20 protein-coding genes and 2 pseudogenes are annotated in these 18,866 nt (G+C 59.4%); 10 read left to right on the plus strand and 12 right to left on the minus strand.

Annotation, left to right across the window (positions count from 1 at the left end):
* Positions 1-131 precede the first annotated feature (131 nt).
* A complete protein-coding gene (locus HUW52_RS24910) occupies positions 132-1,226 on the minus strand; it encodes a PLP-dependent cysteine synthase family protein (protein ID WP_175555156.1) in 1,095 nt (364 codons plus the stop codon).
* A 249-nt stretch (positions 1,227-1,475) separates the two neighbouring features.
* On the opposite strand from HUW52_RS24910, the gene nhaA reads away from it, so the two are divergent.
* The 3 genes from nhaA to HUW52_RS24925 all read left to right on the plus strand — a co-directional run bounded on the left by nhaA (position 1,476) and on the right by HUW52_RS24925 (position 4,287).
* Positions 1,476-2,660 carry a Na+/H+ antiporter NhaA gene (gene nhaA, locus HUW52_RS24915; protein ID WP_016986581.1) on the plus strand — a complete coding sequence of 395 codons (1,185 nt, stop codon included), beginning with the start codon at positions 1,476-1,478 and terminating at the stop codon, positions 2,658-2,660.
* 171 nt (positions 2,661-2,831) lie between these two features.
* Positions 2,832-4,025 carry an S-type pyocin domain-containing protein gene (locus HUW52_RS24920; protein ID WP_175555157.1) on the plus strand — a complete coding sequence of 398 codons (1,194 nt, stop codon included), beginning with the start codon at positions 2,832-2,834 and terminating at the stop codon, positions 4,023-4,025.
* A 10-nt stretch (positions 4,026-4,035) separates the two neighbouring features.
* Positions 4,036-4,287, plus strand: coding sequence for a pyocin S6 family toxin immunity protein (locus tag HUW52_RS24925; RefSeq protein ID WP_016986579.1), 252 nt, complete (start codon positions 4,036-4,038; stop codon positions 4,285-4,287).
* Positions 4,288-4,354: 67 nt separating this feature from the next.
* On the opposite strand, the pseudogene HUW52_RS30525 reads toward HUW52_RS24925, so the two are convergent.
* A pseudogene (locus HUW52_RS30525) lies at positions 4,355-4,474 on the minus strand (hypothetical protein); the annotation flags it as partial.
* Between the two features lie 27 nt (positions 4,475-4,501).
* On the opposite strand from HUW52_RS30525, the pseudogene HUW52_RS24935 reads away from it, so the two are divergent.
* The 3 genes and pseudogenes from HUW52_RS24935 to HUW52_RS24945 all read left to right on the plus strand — a co-directional run.
* Positions 4,502-4,747, plus strand: a pseudogene (locus tag HUW52_RS24935) (colicin E3/pyocin S6 family cytotoxin); the annotation flags it as partial.
* An 8-nt stretch (positions 4,748-4,755) separates the two neighbouring features.
* Complete coding sequence (locus HUW52_RS24940) at positions 4,756-5,010, plus strand: colicin E3-like toxin immunity protein (protein ID WP_175555158.1); 255 nt, start codon at positions 4,756-4,758, stop codon at positions 5,008-5,010.
* A gap of 9 nt (positions 5,011-5,019) precedes the next feature.
* Positions 5,020-5,253 (plus strand): hypothetical protein, encoded by a 234-nt coding sequence (locus tag HUW52_RS24945; RefSeq protein WP_175555159.1) that lies wholly within the window; start codon positions 5,020-5,022, stop codon positions 5,251-5,253.
* Positions 5,254-5,316: 63 nt separating this feature from the next.
* On the opposite strand, the gene HUW52_RS24950 is transcribed toward HUW52_RS24945, so the two are convergent.
* A complete protein-coding gene (locus HUW52_RS24950) occupies positions 5,317-5,781 on the minus strand; it encodes a glycine zipper 2TM domain-containing protein (protein WP_008086349.1) in 465 nt (154 codons plus the stop codon).
* A gap of 180 nt (positions 5,782-5,961) precedes the next feature.
* On the opposite strand from HUW52_RS24950, the gene HUW52_RS24955 reads away from it, so the two are divergent.
* Positions 5,962-6,198 (plus strand): hypothetical protein, encoded by a 237-nt coding sequence (locus HUW52_RS24955; RefSeq protein ID WP_175555160.1) that lies wholly within the window; start codon positions 5,962-5,964, stop codon positions 6,196-6,198.
* 5 nt (positions 6,199-6,203) lie between these two features.
* Here HUW52_RS24955 and pdxH read toward each other — a convergent pair whose 3' ends face one another.
* The 5 genes from pdxH to dinG form a co-directional block, all read right to left on the minus strand.
* Complete coding sequence (gene pdxH / locus HUW52_RS24960; protein ID WP_016986574.1) at positions 6,204-6,851, minus strand: pyridoxamine 5'-phosphate oxidase; 648 nt, start codon at positions 6,849-6,851, stop codon at positions 6,204-6,206.
* Positions 6,852-6,875: 24 nt separating this feature from the next.
* Positions 6,876-7,976, minus strand: a complete 1,101-nt coding sequence (locus tag HUW52_RS24965; protein ID WP_016986573.1) for an OmpA family protein — start codon at positions 7,974-7,976, stop codon at positions 6,876-6,878.
* A gap of 113 nt (positions 7,977-8,089) precedes the next feature.
* Positions 8,090-9,235: a serine hydrolase domain-containing protein gene (locus HUW52_RS24970; protein WP_175555161.1), complete on the minus strand. Its 1,146-nt coding sequence runs from the start codon at positions 9,233-9,235 to the stop codon at positions 8,090-8,092.
* 191 nt (positions 9,236-9,426) lie between these two features.
* Positions 9,427-11,907, minus strand: coding sequence for a beta-galactosidase (locus HUW52_RS24975; RefSeq protein WP_175555162.1), 2,481 nt, complete (start codon positions 11,905-11,907; stop codon positions 9,427-9,429).
* Positions 11,908-12,002: 95 nt separating this feature from the next.
* A complete protein-coding gene (gene dinG / locus HUW52_RS24980) occupies positions 12,003-14,147 on the minus strand; it encodes an ATP-dependent DNA helicase DinG (RefSeq protein WP_175555163.1) in 2,145 nt (714 codons plus the stop codon).
* A 99-nt stretch (positions 14,148-14,246) separates the two neighbouring features.
* Here dinG and HUW52_RS24985 point away from each other — a divergent pair, with 99 nt between their 5' ends.
* Positions 14,247-14,711: a CopD family protein gene (locus tag HUW52_RS24985; RefSeq protein ID WP_175555164.1), complete on the plus strand. Its 465-nt coding sequence runs from the start codon at positions 14,247-14,249 to the stop codon at positions 14,709-14,711.
* A 234-nt stretch (positions 14,712-14,945) separates the two neighbouring features.
* Here HUW52_RS24985 and HUW52_RS24990 read toward each other — a convergent pair whose 3' ends face one another.
* The 4 genes from HUW52_RS24990 to HUW52_RS25005 all read right to left on the minus strand — a co-directional run bounded on the left by HUW52_RS24990 (position 14,946) and on the right by HUW52_RS25005 (position 17,649).
* On the minus strand, positions 14,946-15,704 hold the full coding sequence (locus HUW52_RS24990) for a collagen-like protein (protein WP_175555165.1): 759 nt from the start codon (positions 15,702-15,704) through the stop codon (positions 14,946-14,948).
* A complete protein-coding gene (locus HUW52_RS24995; protein ID WP_016985580.1) occupies positions 15,697-15,978 on the minus strand; it encodes a DUF1145 domain-containing protein in 282 nt (93 codons plus the stop codon). Before HUW52_RS24995 ends, HUW52_RS24990 begins: the two co-directional genes overlap by 8 nt.
* A 163-nt stretch (positions 15,979-16,141) precedes the next feature.
* The gene (locus tag HUW52_RS25000) at positions 16,142-16,864 is read right to left on the minus strand and encodes an OmpA family protein (protein WP_016985579.1); all 723 of its coding nucleotides are present in this window, start codon (positions 16,862-16,864) and stop codon (positions 16,142-16,144) included.
* Positions 16,865-16,953: 89 nt separating this feature from the next.
* On the minus strand, positions 16,954-17,649 hold the full coding sequence (locus tag HUW52_RS25005) for an OmpA family protein (RefSeq protein ID WP_175555166.1): 696 nt from the start codon (positions 17,647-17,649) through the stop codon (positions 16,954-16,956).
* Between the two features lie 199 nt (positions 17,650-17,848).
* Between HUW52_RS25005 and HUW52_RS25010 the strand changes: the two genes are divergently transcribed.
* Positions 17,849-18,346, plus strand: coding sequence for a DUF6231 family protein (locus tag HUW52_RS25010; RefSeq protein ID WP_175555167.1), 498 nt, complete (start codon positions 17,849-17,851; stop codon positions 18,344-18,346).
* 4 nt (positions 18,347-18,350) lie between these two features.
* Complete coding sequence (locus tag HUW52_RS25015; RefSeq protein WP_016985577.1) at positions 18,351-18,827, plus strand: YchJ family protein; 477 nt, start codon at positions 18,351-18,353, stop codon at positions 18,825-18,827.
* The last annotated feature ends 39 nt before the right edge of the window (positions 18,828-18,866 follow it).

Genomic DNA, 18,866 nt, shown 5'->3' on the forward strand with positions numbered 1-18,866 from the left:
ACTCGCTGACCCAACACAAAACCCTGTGGGAGCGAGCTTGCTCGCGAAAGCGCTATTTCAGTCAATGATGATGTTGAATGAGATGATGCCTTCGCGAGCAAGCTCGCTCCCACATTGGTTTTTGCGTTTCTTCAGATATTGGCGCGCAGGACTGAGGTCGGCAGCAGCTCCCCCCGCTCGGCACTCGCAGCCACCGCGTCGATCAACCCACTCAACTCATAACCCTGCGCCTTCAGCCAATCCTGATCGTAATAGGTGTCGGCATAACGCTCGCCGCCATCGCACAGAATCGCCACGATCGACCCCGACTCCCCCGCTGCTTTCATCTGTTGCGCCGCCATCAAGGCGCCGATCAGATTGGTCCCGCTCGAGCCGCCAACATGCCGTCCCAGACGTTGCGCCAGATAGTGCATGGCCGCCAGCGACAAGGCGTCAGGCACTTTGACCATCGCATCGATCACCTTAGGCAGAAACGACGCTTCAACGCGCGGCCGGCCAATGCCTTCAATGCGCGAACCGCAATCCAGACGCAAACTCGCATCGCCGGTCTGGTAGTAGTCGAAGAACACCGAACGCTCGGCATCGGCACACAACACGCGGGTGCAATGCTGGCGATAGCGCACGTAACGGCCAAGCGTTGCGGTGGTGCCGCCGGTGCCGGGGCTGGAAATCAGCCAGCTCGGTTCCGGATGTTTCTCGTAGCGCATCTGCTGGAAGATCGATTCAGCAATGTTGTTGTTCGCCCGCCAGTCAGTGGCACGTTCGGCGTAGGTGAACTGGTCGATGAAGTGACCGCCATGTTCGCGGGCCAGACGCTCGGACTCGGCGTAGATCTGCGTCGGATCTTTCACCAGGTGGCTCTGGCCACCGTAAAAAGCGATCTGCGCAATCTTCTCTTTGGAGGTGGTCGCCGGCATCACCGCAATGAACGGCAAACCGAGCATCCGCGCGAAATACGCCTCGGAAATCGCCGTTGAACCGCTGGACGCCTCGATCACCGGCGCGCCGGGCTTCAACCAGCCGTTACACAGCGCATAAAGAAACAGCGAGCGGGCCAAGCGATGTTTGAGACTGCCAGTCGGATGGCTGGACTCATCCTTGAAGTACAACTCGATGCCCGCAAAACCTGGCAGCGGCAAAGGGATCAGGTGGGTGTCGGCGCTGCGCTGAAAATCCGCTTCGATGATGCGGATCGCTTCGCGGGCCCACTGTCGGTTGTCGCTCATGGTGATGGTTCTCGTTGAATCGGCAGGAGATGAAGCTGTTCGAAAGGCTCACTCATCAGCTTAGGAAAAATCCTATAGCGCGCACAGATACAGCTGAGTCTCAATATGTCCGGCAACTGCTAGGCTCAGCGTGGCTTGAGCCAGACACCTTGTAACGCCATATAACAAAAAAGAATATAACTTTTGTTTTAACAACTAACAGTACGGGTTAGGGTGTCCCACCTTTGACTTTATCGATGGAGAGCGACCTTGCCTCTGCGTAGCACTTTCACGCGTTTCTTTCAGTTGGAAGCTGCCAGCGGTCTGTTATTGATCGCCGCAGCCATCCTGGCTTTGATTATCAACAACTCGCCACTGTCGTGGCTGTATACCGGCCTGCTCGACACTCCGGTGGTGGCGCAGATCGGTGCGTTGAAAATCGCTAAACCTCTGCTGCTGTGGATCAACGACGGTCTGATGGCGATGTTCTTCCTGCTCATCGGCCTGGAGGTGAAGCGCGAAGTCCTCGACGGCCAGCTGTCCAAGCCGTCGCAGATCGTCCTGCCCGGTGCGGCCGCGATCGGCGGCATGCTGGTGCCGGCGCTGATCTACTGGTTCCTCAACCGTGACAATCCGGCAGCCCTCGACGGGTGGGCGATCCCGACCGCCACCGACATTGCCTTCGCCCTCGGCGTGCTGGCATTGCTCGGCAAGCGCGTGCCGGTATCGCTGAAACTGTTCCTGATGACCTTGGCGATCATCGATGACCTCGGCGCCATCGTGATCATCGCAATCTTCTATTCCGGCGAACTCTCGACCCTGTCGCTGGGTCTGGCGGCAGCGTGCATCGCGGCGCTGGTGGCGATGAACCGGCTCGGGGTGGTCAAGCTTGGGCCGTACATGATCATCGGCCTGATCCTCTGGGTCTGCGTCCTCAAGAGCGGTGTCCACGCCACGCTGGCGGGCGTAACCTTGGCCTTCTGCATTCCATTGCGCACGAAAAACGCCGAGCCGTCGCCACTACTGACCCTCGAACACGCGCTGCACCCGTGGGTGGCCTACGGCATCCTGCCGCTGTTCGCCTTCGCCAACGCTGGCCTGTCGCTGAGCGGTGTCACTGTCGAAAGCTTCACTCACCACGTGCCGATGGGCATTGCGGTAGGCCTGCTGCTGGGCAAGACCGTCGGTGTATTCGGCCTGACCTGGCTGGCCGTCAAGATCGGCATCGCCACCCTGCCCCAAGGCGCCAACTGGGGCCAGGTCATGGGTGTAGCGATCCTGTGCGGCATTGGCTTCACCATGAGCCTGTTTGTCGGTTCACTGGCGTTTGAGCCTGGTGTAAGTGATTACGCTGGCATGGACCGGATGGGGATTTTGACCGGGTCGATTCTGGCGGCGTTGATTGGTTATGCGGTGACGGCGGCGGCGAGTCGCAAGAACTCCCAACCGATATAACCTCTGTGGCGAGGGTCAAGCGCCCTCGCCACAAACTTCCTGCGTTCCCGTTACACAGCGAACAATCCCCACGTCTTTAGCGACGCGTCCTACAGCCATCATTTTCCTGCTTCGTTAACGTTGCGCAGCCCTTTGCGAAGGGCTGTCGATGGATGAGCGAAAGGACGATCAGTGGCTGGCAACAAGGACATTCCCCGGGTTCAAAACCCACCGCAAGGCGACGGGCATCACGTCACCTACCGCTACATGACGGCCACTGAACTGGCCGAGCGCGACGCCAGACAAAACGCTTACGACGCCATGCTGGCCCGACAGGATGCTTTCGAGCGCAGCCGTGAGGTGGCGGTCAAAAAAGCCGATCCCGTTCGCGCTGGCTGCGTATTCGCCAAGTCCTGCAAATTGCCGGATGCGATTATCGATTACTCCAATCCTTCGGGGATGGTGCCGACTGACAGCCTGAAGGATTACGGCGACCTGATTCTGCTGGGCGCGCGTGAGGCGGATGAAAGCGGCGCAGTTCCGCTCAAGAAAATCGGTGCAACCGCTATTCCGGCTGGATTTGGCAGTCTGGCTCTGGCGGGGTCGATGTTTGAAGCACTGCCCGCTGCTGTATCAAGCGCGGCTGTTGCACCTTTGGTTGGTTTGGTTGCGCTGTTCATGCCATCGAGCCTTGGTGACAGCGCGCTCTATACCGACGAGCAACTGCGTGGACTTGAACAGGCGCGAACGCGTGTTCGGTTGAGAGTCGAACAGCAGGCCGACGGCAGCCTGAAGGGCTACGGCTTCTACACCGGCAAGAATCGCGATTGGGAAATGGTTGATGTCGTGCAGTTCAAGTTGCGTGGCAGCCAGTTCATTGCTGACTTGGGTGAAGGCGTAGAACTGATCTGGACGCCTGCTGTGGATGGCTCGGACATCCTTGGTATTCCCGCGCTAGAGGTTGCACCGCAGGCACCGCACATCTGGGTTTATCCGCCGACGAAAGCGGCGGATGGGATTCTGGTGAATCCGGTTTATCCGCCGGAGTACCGGGATTTTATTTTGGTTTTTCCGTCGCATTCTGGGATTCGGCCGGTTTACATCGTTTTAAGTCGGGCTCGCGACCATGTTTACTACGGCCACCCAAAGACACTACCGGCCTTCCCTGACGCAGTTAGAGTAAAGTCGAAATCATCGGTCAAAGGTGGCGGAAAGCAGCGAGCACGGTGGGTAGATCGCAAAGGTCGAATCTATGAATGGGATTACAAAAGTAACGCTGTGGAAAAATACGACAAATTGGGAACAACTCATTTGGGCGAATTCAATCACCTGACGGGTGAACAAACCGGGCCTGCAGTACCGGACAGAAAAACCTCCAGAAATTAAGGATTGATACATGCGCTACCTTTCGATAACCGGTTTTTATCCTGATGACGCTCAAGATAACTCTTTGCAGTTCGAGTTGGATATCACCGGAAGCGAGTTAAATGAAAAAGTCGCTCATCTCATCGAGTCCAAGCCCCTCAGCGAACTGGAACCTGGGGAGTTGTTATTGAGCGCAGATCAAGTAGCTGCGCTGGAAACCCTTCTAAACGTTAACTTCCCGAAGGGTTTAGAATTTTTTATGGGCACATGTGCTGATTACTGACTCGAAGTAAAAAAGAAAACCCCGACCAGTAACTTGATTGGGGTTATCTTTTATCGCTCGTTCCCGCTTAGTGCGAAATTCGGCTGGTTCCGCCATGGGCGGGAAAGCGCACGTGCTCGCCGACGCGGAACACTTTATTTTCCTGAACCTGCTGCACATAGGCAAGCATGCTGCCGTCGTCTTCACGGGACATACCTAACCCCCATCCCCTGAAACGGTAGATATCCCAGCCTTTCCTGATTTGAGAAGAGCAAAAAAGAAACCGCCATACAACGGAGGGCATCGGGATCGCTGGAAGGATGCAAAAGGCAGAAGAACTTACGAGTAGGACTCGATGCACGGAGAGTTGGAGGTTTACCGAGCAAGTGACGGAACTCACCTAGGCGCGTTTGACCCTTTTACAGGAGAGCGACGCGAGGACCCGAAAGATGAAAGAAGCATCAGAAAAAAATATTTGTGAGGTTGATGATGGGATTAAAACTGAGGCTGGAGTGGTACGACAAGCAAAACCATCTATGCGAGGGCGAAGAGTATTCCAAGGATTTAGGCGATGATGAAACCGTTTTGAATGCTTTGGGTATACCTGTGGAAAACAACATAAACAATGGCGGTTTCAATATTCTCGAAGAGTGGATTCGAGTCATTCAGCCGTACTTTCAACATAGCATCGTCTTCAAAACTTACGATTATCAGATCTCTTTTGACTACAGCGATGTCTGGTGACGGTCTCTTATGACTTATAGGATTGAAGCATTCGATAGGAAAACAGAGTTTCTCGTTTTTGAAGAGGAATTACCTCCAGGATGTGACGAGAATCTGGCAGCCATCATGATCTGGTCTTCCAAGCAGCAGGGCTGGGAGGGTTACGACCTCTCAAATGATCAGCTTGCCTCATTGGAGAAGCTGATCGGGAAGAATGTCTTCGATCCGAAGTACACCTTCCAACTGACGTGTAATGGACGTTGAAACACGATAAAGAAAAACCCCGACCAGTCACCTGATCGGGGTTTTCTTTACCCTACATCCCGCTTAGTGCGAAACGCGGCTGGTTCCGCCAACGGTGGAGATACGCACGCGTTCGCCAACGCGGAACACTTCGTTCTCCTGCACCTGCTGCACATAGGCACGCATGCTGCCGTCATCTTCACGTACGGTGATTTCCACACCTTGAGTACGGGTCAGACCTTCTTCGGTCGCCGAACCAATCAGACCGCCCGCCACCGCACCGATAACGGCGGCAACGATGCTGCCCTTGCCGCCGCCGATGGCGCTGCCGCCAACGCCGCCGACTGCTGCACCGGCGATGCCGCCGATCGGGGTTTTGGTGCCTTCGATTTTCACCGGGCGCAGGGATTCGATGGTGCCCATGCGAATCGTCTGCACGCGACGCGCTTCGTCACGGGAGTAGGAGTCACCGGTCAGGCTCGATTGGCAGCCGGTAAGCAACATCGCCATCGTGGAAAAGGAAGCAACCAGCAGAACAGACTTACGCATAGCATCAACTCCAAAGAAACATATATTCATTAAACTCCGTGGCTTGACGCCTGTCACGACACCGCCCGGATAAATTGGCTTTCATTCAGGCGCGGTACAGACACCTGCACGCTCTCCCTGACGTAGCCCCTACAGTAGCGCCAAATTACCGATTCTGCGCCACGGACACCAAGGATTTTCATGGATTACTTCATCATCGTCGTCACCACGGCCGTCGGTCTGTACTTCCATTGGTGGTTGTACGTGCGGATCAAACGCTGGATGGATCGCGACCTGGCGTTGTCGCTGGCGGGCAAGGATGAAGGCAAACGCGCCTTCATGCTCGAACAGTTAGCGAATGCTCAGATGCAGAAGATCAAGCGCCGGGATCTGCCGAAGTGGCTGGAGGCCGCTGCGGCAGGCTATCCCGCTCGGTAGACTGCTCAGGGTGCCAGACGTTCAAGAATCCAGTCGGCGCCCTGCACACGGTAGTTGAGGCGATCGTGCAGACGGCTCGGACGGCCCTGCCAGAATTCGATGCGCTCCGGCAGCAAGCGGTAACCGCCCCAGTGTTCCGGGCAGTCGGGCTGAGTATCGGAGAAACGCTGCTCGGTGGCCTTGAGCAAATCTTCCAGCTCACCGCGCCCGTTGATCACCCGGCTCTGCGGTGATGCCCAGGCACCGAGGCGGCTGCCCAGTGGGCGCACCTGATAATACGCATCGGACTCCGCAGGCGTGACCTTGACCACCCGCCCTTCGATGCGCACCTGGCGTTCGAGGGTTGGCCAGAAGAAGGTCATGGCGGCGAACGGGTTGGCCGCCAGATGCTGGCCCTTGGCGCTGTCGTAGTTGGTGAAGAAGGTGAAGCCCTGCTCGTCCAGGCCCTTGAGCAGCAGAATACGGCAGTGCGGTCGCCCATCCTGGTCGACCGTGGCCAGGGTCATGGCGTTGGCTTCCACCGGCGCCTGTTCGGTTTTCACCGCGTCGGCGAACCACTGGTGGAACAACGCAAACGGCTCGGCCGGAGCTTGCGCCTCGGTCAGACCATCCCGGGTGTAATCACGACGCATATCTGCCAGAGCCTGGGTCATGGCGCATTCCTTTTCGTTAGCGGATCACTTCTTGGTGGTATCGGTCGCGGCGACTTTCTTGTCGGTCGCGGCGGCTTTGGCTGGTGTGGTTTTCTTCGCTGGAGCCTTGGCCGGGGTCTTTTTAGCTGGCGCTTTGGCAGCGGCTTTCTTGGCCGGAGCCTTTTTGGTTGCCGGCACAGCGGCCTTTTTCGCCGCAGGAGCCGGGGTTACCGGTTTAGCGGCTGGCTTGACGTCCTGCGCCGCGACCATGGTCACTGGCTTCGGCGCTGGCATGTTGTACTTGCTCAGCAGCGCGACCATGGTGTTTTGCGGGGTTACCAACAGTTCGACACGACGGTTCAGGGCGCGACCTTCAACGCTGTCGTTGGCCGCACGCGGGGCTTCGGAACCCATGCCGCGCAGCATCAGGCGATCACGCTGCAAACCGCTGAGGCGGAAAATCGCGGCAATGGCCTGGGCACGTTCCTGGCTCAACTTGATGTTGGCCGGAGCGGCACCGCTGGAGTCACTGTGGCCCAATACCAGAACGGCGGTTTTCGGGTCAGCTTCGAGGATTTTCGCCACACGGGTGAACGGGCCGAGGGTGACCGGCAGCAGCATGGCAGGACGATCCGGGTTGAACGAGCCTTCAACCGGCGCGGTCACGACCAGCACGTTTTCACGGCGTTCGAGTTGCAGGTTGCTGTCCTTGACCGCTTCACGCAGACGCGGCTCGTAGTCGTCGAGCCAAGCCTGGGTCACTTTCGGATCCGGCATCGGCACAGCTTTGGTGGTCGGCTGATCCTTGCCGCCGAACGGCCACCACCATTTGCTGCCGGTGTCGGCGTCAGCCTTGGCCACGACGACCGGCTTCTTGGCTTCAGGCGCGACTTCAGCCTTCATGTCAGCCTTGGCGGCTTCATCATCGGAACCGAACGGCCAATACCAAGGGTTGCTGCTTTCAGTTTTGGCAACCGGTGCAGTCGCCGCCGGTTTCAAAGGCGCCGGTGCCGGCTCCTTGGCCGCCACTTTGTCGGAAGAGCCGAACGGCCACCAACTGCCGCCGTCCGCATCGTTTTTTGGGGTCTGTGCGCAACCGGTGATCGCTACACACAGGGCCAGGGCGAGGGTCTTTTTAGATGACATTGAAAATCCACAAAATGAAGTAATGAAAAATCAGAGCACTGTCGCCCGGATAAACAGCCGTTTTGAAACGAAAAACCGCTTGAGGTTCCGACCCTAGGACCTCGGATGAAACTTTACAGACAAGTGGCAAGCACCCGCGCGAGCTTTTGCGCGCGCGGATCCATCAAGACGTACGGCCCAAGGGTATTTGTCACAAAACCGAAGGCGACATCATGCTCAGGATCAGCGAAGCCAATGGAACCGCCCGCGCCCGGATGACCAAACGCCTTGGGGCCGAGGCCATAAGTGGCATTAGGCACGTCCGGTTGATCGAGCATGCAGCCCAGACCGAAACGGGTCCGGGTCAACAGTGTCTTGTCTTCGCCGAGGCTGTGTTCGCGGGTCAGCTCTTCGAGCATGTCGCTTTCGAGCAGGCTGCCGTCGAGCAGACCCGCGTAGAAACCGGCCAGACTGCGCGCATTGCCGTGGCCGTTGGCCGCCGGTTGCTGCATTCGTCGCCATTCCGGTTTGTTGGTGCTGGTGAGCACTGAAGGTGGGTTGGTAAAAGCGCGGGTGCTCATGGCAGTCGGTTCGCGCAGGGTCACTTGCAGCAGACGTTGGGCGGCGGCATCGCCAGCATTGCCCTTGCCGCGCGCAATGTGCGCCACGCGATGGAATTCCTCGTCAGCCAGACCGACGTGAAAATCCAGACCCAGAGGTCTAGCGACACGAGCGACGATGGATTCGCCCGGCCCACGACCGTCAGCACGGCGCAGCAATTCGCCGATCAGCCAGCCGTAAGTGATTGCGGCATAACCGTGGCCTGTGCCCGGCGTCCACCATGGCGCCTCGGCCGCGAGGGCATCGACCATGGTTTGCCAGTCATACAACGCTTCCGGCGCCAGCAGTTCACGCAGCGCCGGCAGACCGGCCTGATGGCAGAGCAATTGGCGCAGGGTCACGGATTCTTTGCCGGCAGCGGCGAATTCCGGCCAATAGCGCGCAACCGGAACATCCAGTTGCAGCTTGCCTTCACCCACCAGTTGCAGCGCGGTGACAGCGGTAAAGGTTTTGGTGCAGGAGAACAGATTGGCGATGGTGTCGCTGTGCCAGGCTTCGGCGCCGTCCTTGTCGGCGGTACCGGACCAGAGGTCGAGGACGGTTTCTCCACCGACCTGAATGCACAGGGCTGCGCCGCGTTCCTGGGGATCGTCGAACAGTGCAGCGAAAGCTTCGCGCACCGCTTCGAATTGAAGCTCGTAATGTCCCTGAATCTGCACCCGCAACTCCCCCGCGAAAACGCTCTACAAAGTGGCCCGCATTGTTCCAGCCCTAGAGGGATTTGGGAACAGCTGCGGGCCAGACGGTTAAAAGCCAAGTCAAAAGATCGCAGCCTGCGGCAGCTCCTACAGAGAAACGCGTTCCCATGTAGGAGCTGCCGCAGGCTGCGATCTTTTTAGAGCATCACAGGTTAGTGACCATTCCCCGAATGTCCACCGGCATGCCCTGCCCCCGGCCCTTTACCGGCCTCGCCTTTGCGCCCGCCCTCAGCCTCATGCCCCGCCGCTGCGGCCGCTTTCTCAGCCTCTTTGCCAAGCTGATCAATCGCCTGCAAATTGCTCTTGCGCACCGTTTCGACAAAGCCCTGATACGGCAGATCCGTCACCCCGACCAACCCGAAGTGACCATTCTCGCCATCGAGCAGACGCCCGGTCACCGGTTGATCCAGATACTGGAACCAATGCACACCGACAATCGACGGTTCGCTCAAGGCCTGTTTGAGGAAGTTGGCGTAAGCCGGGCCGCGATCTTCTTCCTTGGCCACTGGCGTGACGCCGCCCCAGAACGGGCCACGATCCGCTGAGCCAAAGTTGAATTCAGTGATCAATACCGGTTTGTCCAAAGCCCCCAACGCAGCAAAGTCATAACCATCCTGCGGTTTCAGCGTGTACATATTGAAGCTCAGCACATCGCAATACTGCGCGCAGGACGCCACGGCTTCCGGGGTACTGATGGCAAAACGGCCGCCAAGCAGCAACTGGTTCGGCGCGTGCCATTTCAGCGAATCGGAAATGGTTTTGAAGTAGGTGTCGGCGAAAACCTTCTGGAAATATTTGAAGTCCGCCTCGATTTCCGGATGCTCCGGGTTCGGCAGCGGCGGCACGAAACCCGGGTCTTCCATCAATTCCCACGCCGGCAGCTCGATGCCCCATGCCTTCGACAGCCCGGCCTGATTGCGGTATTTGTCGCGCAGTTGCTTGAGGAACGCGCGTTTGGCCGGCACGTCGGTGGTCATTTTCAGCGTGCCATAGGCCAGCGCGTAGCGGGATTTCGGATCGTCACCGGGACCGGCCCACGCCAGTTCATTGTCGGCGTAGTAACCGATCAGCCACGGATCGTCGCGGTGATCGCGCGCAGCAATGGCCACGGCGCGCTCGGTGGCCATGGCGAAACGCGGATCGAACGGATCGGGCATGCCGCCCCACCAGTCGCTGCCGGTGCTGATGCTGGTGTAGTCGCCGACGATCGACAGCGGCAAGGTGTACGGCACGCGCTCGGCTTCAGTAAGCGAATCGGCACTCCAGTTGCCGACCGTGTTGAAACCCCACGCTTGCAGACGATCGAGGGTGTGGCTGACCCACTGTTGCTCATCGATGGTGGCCTTGCACGGTTCGGCAGCTTTTTCTGTTGTCGCTTGTACGGTTTCGGTTTTGGCCGCTTCAGCGACGCCGGACTTCGGCTCGGCAGGTACTGGGGCAGGCTCGGCGGCTTGGACGGCGGCCGTTTCAGCGGCTGCAGACTTCGCCGCTTCCGCTACCCCGGACTTGCTTTCACTGTCGGCTTTGCACGGCTCACCGTACACGCGCTGCAGGTTGGCGCCGTAGAAGTCGTACCAGCGCCCGTTGCCATAACCGCGGCCCTGATCAACACCGTTGCCGCTACGGTTGTCACCCTCGCCAAAGTGCTTGGCCAACGGGTCTTCAGGTTTAGGCAAGGATTCGAACATGTACTCACGACCGGCCACGTAGGTCTGGTTGACCTGCGGGCTGACGGTGTTCACGCCCAGCGAGTAAAACGGATGCCCTTCAGGCGTGACCAGATACCAGCGGCCATCACGTTTTTCGGTGCGGAAGAAACCGCTGGCCTTGAACGCCGGGCCTTTGTTCCAGCCACCGAATTTGTCCAGCGAGGACTTCTCACGCTCGGCCAACCAGGTTTTCAGCTGTTGCTGTTCCTTGGTGGCGGCGGATTTCAGTTGTTCATCGTTGCTGACCTTTTCCGGCCACTTGCTGCGGGTCGATTGCCCGTAGGCGTCGACCAGATTGCCGTACACCGCTTGGGTGACCGAATCGCCGTCCTGCACGCCGAAGCGTTCGAGCAGCAAGCTTTGGGCAACGTTCGGCTGATCCATCGACAGGCTCACCGAAACCACTTGGCTGCGATCAATCTCGCCGCTGCTGCTGGCCAGCAGGATCCGTTGACCATCAACGGTCATTGGCATTGGCGGTCCGGCTTTCATGCCCTGACTCAACGGCGTCGACGCCACCAGCGGCACCAGCAAGGTCTGCGCAGGACCGGCCGGCAGGTCGACGCGGCTGAGCAGTGTGCGGCCGTCATTGCTCTGGATCTGCACGTAGACCGTCACAGCCCAGTCCATTGCGCTCTGCAAGCGCAGGGTCATCATGCCGGACTGCGACCAGTCCCACGCACCGGTCTGCGGCGTCAGACGCAAGGTCGGGCGCGCCACCGCGTTGAACGTCACCCGGCGCAGCACTTCGCCCTCAGGCGTTTGCTCGGCGTTGGCTTGCGGCAGATCAGCGTTTTCGGTGGTGACTTTGACCACATCGGCGGGCCGAACGAAGTTGAACAGGGTCTGCTGACCCGCAGGCGCCGCAAACAGCGGCGTGGCGAAGATCAAAGCGAATACGGCGGGCAACGAACGGCAGATCATAAGAACGGAGTTCTCCCTAACGACCAACAAGGGCCAATGGAAAAGCGATGGCAGAGAGATAGACAACACGGCGGGCAAAACTGCCCACCGTTGTCTCAGGATATTTCACGACGGAAAGGAGGCAACGCATTGAGGATCGCCTTGCCATAGCGCTGGGTGACCAGGCGCCGATCGAGCAAAGTGATGGTGCCGCGGTCCTCTTCGGTGCGCAGCAGACGACCGCAGGCCTGAACCAGCTTCAGCGAAGCATCGGGCACGGAGATTTCCATGAACGGGTTGCCGCCCCGGGCTTCGATCCACTCCGACAGCGCCGCTTCGACCGGATCATCCGGCACCGAGAACGGGATCTTGGCAATCACCACGTGTTCGCAATAGGCACCCGGCAAGTCGACGCCTTCGGCAAAACTGGCGAGCCCGAACAGCACACTGGAATCACCGCCATCGACCCGCGCCTTGTGTTTGTTCAGGGTTTCCTGTTTCGACAGGTTGCCTTGAATGAACACTTGCTTGCGCCAGTCGCGGTCAAGGCCGTCGAACACGTCCTGCATCTGTTTGCGCGAGGAGAACAACACCAAGGTGCCGCGCGAGCCTTCGACCAGATCCGGCAACTCGCGGATGATCGCTGCCGTGTGTGCGGCGGCATCGCGTGGATCGGCCTTCAGATCCGGCACTCGCAGTACGCCGGCGTCGGCGTGATGGAACGGGCTCGGCACCACGGCGGTGACGGCTTTTTTCGGCAGACCGGCGCGCATGCGGAAGCGGTCGAAAGTGCCCAGCGCCGTCAGGGTCGCCGAGGTCACCAGGCAGCCGTACGCGACATTCCACAGGCTGCGGCGCAGGGTTTCGGCAGCGAGGATCGGGCTGGCATTGACCTCGATATCGAACAGCGAGCCGCTTTCGGCCAAGGTCAGCCAACGTGCCATCGGCGGGCTCTCTTCCGGGTCTTCGGCGGTGAACGCGGTCCACAGCTCCCAGTTGCCGGAGGCGCGGGACAACAGGCTGCCGAACAGCGGATACCATTCTTCGGCCTGATTGCTGGCGATGCCGATGTTGACCTCGCCGTCCATGCCTTCCTTGAGCAGGTCGGTCAGGCGCGTGAACAGATCGTTGAGGCGCGAAAAGCCTTTCTTCAGCTCGATGCCCATTTCGCGCATGTGCTCGGGAATCACTCCGGCGACGAAACGATGGCGCGGCCGCTCACGGCCCTCGACGTCTTCGCCGGGTTTGAAGTCGGCGACCTGCTCGCAGGCGCTGAACATGAACTGCTGCTGCGCCTTGATCTCCCGCGCCAGCTCCGGCACTTGTTCGATCAATTTGCCAAGGTCGCCCGGCAGCGGGTGCTGGGCCAGCAGTTTAGTGAGGTTCTTCGCGGTGGTTTCCAGCCAGTCGGCGGTGGAACGCAGGCGCGTGTAGTGGGCGAAGTGGCCGATGGCTTTGTCCGGCAGGTGGTGGCCTTCGTCGAACACGTAAATGGTGTCGCGCGGATCGGGAAGCACCGCACCGCCGCCCAAGGCCAAGTCAGCCAGGACCATGTCGTGGTTGGTGACGATCACGTCGACCTTGCCCATGCCTTCGCGGGCCTTGTAGAAGGCGCACTGGCCGAAGTTCGGGCAATGACGGTTGGTGCACTGGCTGTGATCCGTGGTCAGGCGCGCCCAATCGGCGTCTTCCAGCGCATTCGGCCAGCTGTCGCGGTCGCCGTCCCACTTATTGCCGGCGAGTTTCTCGATCATGCTGGTGAACAGCTTCTGACTGGCCTCATCGACCTCGATCTTGAAGCCTTCTTCTTCGAACAGCTGGGCGGTGGCGGTTTGCGCGTGGCCTTCCTGCAAGAGCATGTCGAGCTTGGACAGGCACATGTAGCGGCCACGGCCCTTGGCCAGGGCGAAGGTGAAATTCAGCCCGCTGTTGCGCATCAGGTCAGGCAAATCCTTGTAGACGATCTGCTCTTGCAGCGCCACGGTCGCGGTGGCGATCACCAGACGTTTGCCGGCGAGTTTGGCGGTCGGGATCGCGGCCAGGCTGTAGGCCACTGTCTTGCCAGTACCGGTGCCGGCTTCCACCGCAACAATTGCGGGGTCGCCACTGCGCCGGCCTTCGTCGTCGGTGTCGATATCCCCGAGGACCTTGGCGATTTCAGCGATCATCAGGCGCTGGCCGTAACGCGGTTTGAGGCTCTTGGCCTCTAGAAAACGCGAGTAGGCGCCCTGGATCGTGGTTTTGAGTTCAGTGCTGATCATGAATTTTCGGGCGCAAAAAACGCTGGATAAATTTTCAGTGGTTTCGGATGGCGGCTATCATACCCCGCTAATTAATCCCGCGCAGAACGGAGTGCCCCAATGACACCTTTTAGCCTTGTTTACCCCCTGCATGTGCTGTCCGCCCTGGTCTGGGTGGGAGGCATGTTTTTCGCCTGGATGGTCCTGCGCCCCGCGGCTGTAAAGGCCCTCGACGGCCCTGGCCGACTGACCTTGTGGGTGGAAGTGTTTCAAGGTTTTTTCCGTTGGGTCTGGGTCGCGGTGATCCTGTTGCCGATCAGTGGCGTGGGCATGTTGCATTTGCAGCAGGTCGGGTTTGAGACTGCGCCGAAATATGTCCAGGTGATGATGGGTTTGTATGTGGTGATGACGGCGCTGTTTATCCGCATTCAGGGTTTGATGCTGCCGGAATTGCGTAAAGCGGTGGAAGCGAAGGACTGGCCGACGGGTGCGGCGGTGCTGGGGCGGATTCGCCGGGTGGTGGGGCTTAATCTGATTGTCGGGTTGGTGCTGGTGGCGATTGCGGCGGCAAGGCCGATGTTCTGAATATGGGGTAAAGATCAAAAGCCCCTCACCCTAGCCCTCCCGAAACGTCGGACCGCCCGTAGGGAGAGGGGACTGAATGGGGGATATTGAAGAGTTACGCCGACCTGAAGGATTAGCTTTGAATCCATAATCGACACGGTTTTTCAGGTCGATGGATAGCCTGAGTCACCTCGGTCGGCCCCCTCTCCCTCCGGGAGAGGGCTGGGCGGGCGGCGTTCCGATGAGGGTCTGCCTTTACAGGCGCTGCACAGTCACAGCCCCCGCCGCCCCCACTGGCCCAGGCTGACCATCCACCCCCGCCTTGCCGCTCTTGCCGCCATCGGCGCGATACACCAGGCAGCCCTTGGACTTGCCGCCCTTCCCGGCCTTGCCGCCAACACCGGCCGGTCCGCCCGCACCGCCCGCGACATTGACCTTGATCAGCTCGGCTGGAAACTCGCGCGGCACTTCAAGGCGCACCAGCGCTCCCGGTGCACCCGGTTGGCCATCGCTGCCGTTACTGCCATCAAAACCGTGCCCGGCCGAGCCATAAGTGCAGCCCGGGTCTTCGCCATTCCCGCCATCGAGGCCGACAAACCCCGGCGCACCGGTGCCGCCACGGGCATCAACCAACAATAGCGGCGCGTTCAACGCCTTGAATTGCAGATTCAGATTACGCCCTGCACGGGCGGCTTTTTCAAAAGTCCCCGGCGCCCCCCGTGCAGTAATCCGGCTGCCATCGCTCAGTTCTGCACGAACGACCTTCATCTCCAAAGCGTTCTCGCCAGGAACGATCGCGATACGGGCTTCATGGCCAAGACGCAACTCGCCCACGGTCAGTTCGGTCACGTTGGCAGGAATCAGCAACGTGCCGTAATCGGCCACTTCGAGTTTTTCCAGCTGCAAGGTGCTGGCCGTGTTGGGCAAACGCATCAGCGAATTGGTTTCAACGCTGACCACCTGGGCACAGGCCAAAGGACTGATGAATGCAGCGAGCAGGCAAAGTTTACGCATGGGAGGAAGCCTCCGGAGCGGCCGGGGCCGGGATGGATTGCAAGTGGAATACGCCGAACAGCAGGATGCGGCCACGGTCGCGCCAAGGGTGCGGACGGCCTTTGAGGCTGCGATTGCACAGCAGCACTTCAAGTAGATGAATCAGCAACAGCAGGCCGCCAGCCAGATTGACCAGCAGATGCAGCGGATGTACGAAAGGCACCAGTTGATTGGCCAGCACCACGCAGCAGAACAGCAGGGTCAACAACCGCCCCAGCCACCAGAACACTTTCATACGCTCCCCCGTGTTGCGAATTATTCTTTGGGCGCACAGTAACGGCTTCTGCGGGGGATAAGCCAGAGGGGTAAATGAAAAAACTTCCATCGTCTGCCAAATGGCTGCCGGGACGACGGTGATTATCGCCCGGCAGCTCTAGCCTGCGCCCTACAGACGCGTCCTAACGATTGATGTGCAACTCCACACGACGGTTCTGCGCGCGGCCTTCATCGGTGGCGTTATCGGCAACCGGCTCGCTCTCGCCACGTCCTTCACTGGTGAGTTTGTTCGGCGCCAGGCCCTGGCTCAGCAGATAAGCGGCGACACTGCTCGCACGCCGTTCCGACAATGCCTGGTTATAAGCATCCGAACCTTTGCTGTCGGTGTGACCGATAACCTTGATGCTCACAACGTCAGCATTGCGCAGTTTGTCCATCAGCGTATCGAGCTGGGCTTTCGCCGCCGGCGTGAGATCGGACTTGTCGAAGTCGAACAGCACGTTGCCGGCATCGCTCAAGGTGATGACTTCAGTTTGCGGGGCCGGTTCGACAGGTTTCTCAGCGACCGGATATTGCGGCAGCGGGCAACCACGGTGATCGACCGGGGTGTTTTGCGGGGTGTCCGGGCAACGGTCGCGGCGGTCGAACACGCCGTCGTCGTCTTCATCGCCGTCCTGGGCATAACAGATCAGTCCGCCGGTAAGAATCCCCAGCGCTGCGCCGCCACCGGCCCAGCCGCCACTTTCGAGGGCGCCGAGACCGCCTCCGACCAGCCCGCCGATAAGGCTGCAGATCGGCCACGTACGTTGATTGAGGGGTGCAGTGCCATCGCTGTGGGTGGCGCAACCGGTGAGCAAGCTGCCTAGCAGCAGCACCGGCAAGACGGACCTTGAGAAAACAGTCATTGTGAAAGCTCCTGTGTCACCGGCCCATACCGGTTACACAGGAGTAAAGACCCGCATCCGCGACTGCACAAGCCGCGGATGCGAGAGGTCTAGCGGACGATTTTGATTTCGGTGCGACGGTTTTGTGCGCGACCGTCAGCAGTTTTGTTGTCGGCAACCGGCTGGCTTTCACCCAGACCGGACACCGAAACGAAGCTGGCGCGTGGCACACCCTGCTGGATCAGGTATTCCACCACCGAGTGCGCACGACGATCCGACAGTTTTTTGTTGTAGGCATCGCTGCCCACGCTGTCGGTATGACCGGTCACGGTCAGTTGTGCAGTCGAGGATTCCTGTTTCAGGCGCGTGGCAACCTTGTCGAGAACCTGTTTATCAGGGCCGGTCAGTGTGGCTTTGTCGAACTGGAAGTGAACATCGCGAATGACGATGGTTTCTTCCTTGACCACGACAGCCTCTTCCACCACTGGTGCAGGAGCGGGTGGAGGGCAACCGTCAGCGTCGACCTGTACGCCTTTAGGCGTGCCCGGGCACTTGTCGCGACTGTCCGGCACACCATCGCCATCTTCGTCGCCATCACCGTGGACCCAGCAATACGCCGCTGCCGTACCACCGACGATCAGCGCGCCGTAGCCCGCCCACGCCGAACTCTCGGTAGCGCCGAGACCGGCACCAACGACACCACCGACCGCCGCACAGGTCGGCCAGTCGGTTTTCTGCAAACCTGCGCAACCAGTCAACACACTGGTTAGCAGAACCAAGGGTAATGCTGTCCGAACTATGCTCATCTAGTTTTCTCCTGAGGGATCGGCTTAAAACCGATTCAGGGAGTAAAGACCGGAGTTTTAATCTCCGCCAGCAATAGGCCACTGCTGTTTGCGGGCGTGTTCACAGGACTTTGGCGCAATTGCTGCAGACTGGCGCCACAGGGCTCTTTGCCGCGGCAGTCAGGCAGGCTAGTCTTGGCCGTCTGATTGAGGAGCTTCGATGAACGACGCCATTTCTTCCCGCACGCCGCAACAGGCGTTGGCCGCTTTACTGGATCGCTATGCCCCGGCGCGTCTGTTGCTGATCGGCGCCAGTGAATTCCCGGCGTTGACGGCTTTTAAAGAAGCGCACCCGGATACGTGCGTAGCCCATGCCGCGCCTGGTGCCCTGCCAACGGAACTGGCCGCGCGGCGTTTCGATCTGGCGCTGGTGGTCGATTGCCTGGAACATTTGCCCAAGCGCGACGGCCTGAACCTGTTGGGTGGGATTCGCAATCTCAACGCCAGCCGCATTGCCGTGCTGGCGGATCTGCCGGCCAGCGGCTGGCAGGAAACCGATTTCTATTCGTTGGCACTGCAAGCCAGTGAACGCTTCCAGCGCGACGATCAAGTGCTGACCCTGTTCACCTACGATCTGCTTGACTACAAACAAGTCCCCGACTGGCTCAACTCACGGTTCTGGGCCAATCCGGAAAACTTCGGGAAATACTGGTGGTAATGCAATGAGTACAGCCATTTGCCCCTGCGGCAGCGGCAACCTGCTGGATGCCTGCTGCGGTCATTATCACGAAGGCCATCCTGCGCCGTGCGCCGAAGCCTTGATGCGTTCGCGCTACAGCGCCTATGTGCTGGGTTTGATCGATTACCTTGTGGTGACCACCTTGCCTGCTCAGCAAGCGGGACTGAATCGTCAGTCGATCAGCGACTGGAGCGCGCAGAGCACCTGGCTCGGCCTCGATGTCGAAAGCTCGGAAGTCTTCGGCGGTCAGCCGGAACACGCCTTCGTCACCTTCACCGCGCGCTGGCACGATGATCAGGGTGAACACAGCCATCGCGAGCGCTCCTCATTTGTGCAGAACACTGGCCGCTGGTACTTCATTGATCCGACGGTGCAATTGAAGCTGGGGCGCAACGACAGTTGCCCGTGCGCCAGCGGGCAGAAGTTCAAGAAGTGCTGTGCGGGGTATTTCGGCGCTTAGATTCGTCGGCGACTAGACTGGGACCAAAGGGAGTTTTAC

Origin of the sequence: Pseudomonas sp. 43A, from assembly GCF_013363935.1 — a bacterium.
In the GTDB taxonomy this organism is placed as follows: Bacteria; Pseudomonadota; Gammaproteobacteria; order Pseudomonadales; family Pseudomonadaceae; genus Aquipseudomonas; species Aquipseudomonas crudilactis.

Coding starts and splice junctions, on each gene's coding strand:
- HUW52_RS25005 (WP_175555166.1), bottom strand. CDS start 17,649: ATGAGCATAGTTCGGACAGCATTACCCTTGGTTCTGCTAACCAGTGTG.
- HUW52_RS24990 (WP_175555165.1), bottom strand. CDS start 15,704: ATGCGTAAACTTTGCCTGCTCGCTGCATTCATCAGTCCTTTGGCCTGT.
- HUW52_RS24965 (WP_016986573.1), bottom strand. CDS start 7,976: ATGTCATCTAAAAAGACCCTCGCCCTGGCCCTGTGTGTAGCGATCACC.
- pdxH (WP_016986574.1), bottom strand. CDS start 6,851: ATGACCCAGGCTCTGGCAGATATGCGTCGTGATTACACCCGGGATGGT.
- HUW52_RS24975 (WP_175555162.1), bottom strand. CDS start 11,907: ATGATCTGCCGTTCGTTGCCCGCCGTATTCGCTTTGATCTTCGCCACG.
- HUW52_RS25000 (WP_016985579.1), bottom strand. CDS start 16,864: ATGACTGTTTTCTCAAGGTCCGTCTTGCCGGTGCTGCTGCTAGGCAGC.
- HUW52_RS24995 (WP_016985580.1), bottom strand. CDS start 15,978: ATGAAAGTGTTCTGGTGGCTGGGGCGGTTGTTGACCCTGCTGTTCTGC.
- HUW52_RS24925 (WP_016986579.1), top strand. CDS start 4,036: ATGCGCTACCTTTCGATAACCGGTTTTTATCCTGATGACGCTCAAGAT.
- HUW52_RS25010 (WP_175555167.1), top strand. CDS start 17,849: ATGAACGACGCCATTTCTTCCCGCACGCCGCAACAGGCGTTGGCCGCT.
- HUW52_RS24940 (WP_175555158.1), top strand. CDS start 4,756: ATGGGATTAAAACTGAGGCTGGAGTGGTACGACAAGCAAAACCATCTA.
- HUW52_RS25015 (WP_016985577.1), top strand. CDS start 18,351: ATGAGTACAGCCATTTGCCCCTGCGGCAGCGGCAACCTGCTGGATGCC.
- HUW52_RS24985 (WP_175555164.1), top strand. CDS start 14,247: ATGACACCTTTTAGCCTTGTTTACCCCCTGCATGTGCTGTCCGCCCTG.
- HUW52_RS24950 (WP_008086349.1), bottom strand. CDS start 5,781: ATGCGTAAGTCTGTTCTGCTGGTTGCTTCCTTTTCCACGATGGCGATG.
- HUW52_RS24910 (WP_175555156.1), bottom strand. CDS start 1,226: ATGAGCGACAACCGACAGTGGGCCCGCGAAGCGATCCGCATCATCGAA.
- HUW52_RS24945 (WP_175555159.1), top strand. CDS start 5,020: ATGACTTATAGGATTGAAGCATTCGATAGGAAAACAGAGTTTCTCGTT.
- HUW52_RS24955 (WP_175555160.1), top strand. CDS start 5,962: ATGGATTACTTCATCATCGTCGTCACCACGGCCGTCGGTCTGTACTTC.
- dinG (WP_175555163.1), bottom strand. CDS start 14,147: ATGATCAGCACTGAACTCAAAACCACGATCCAGGGCGCCTACTCGCGT.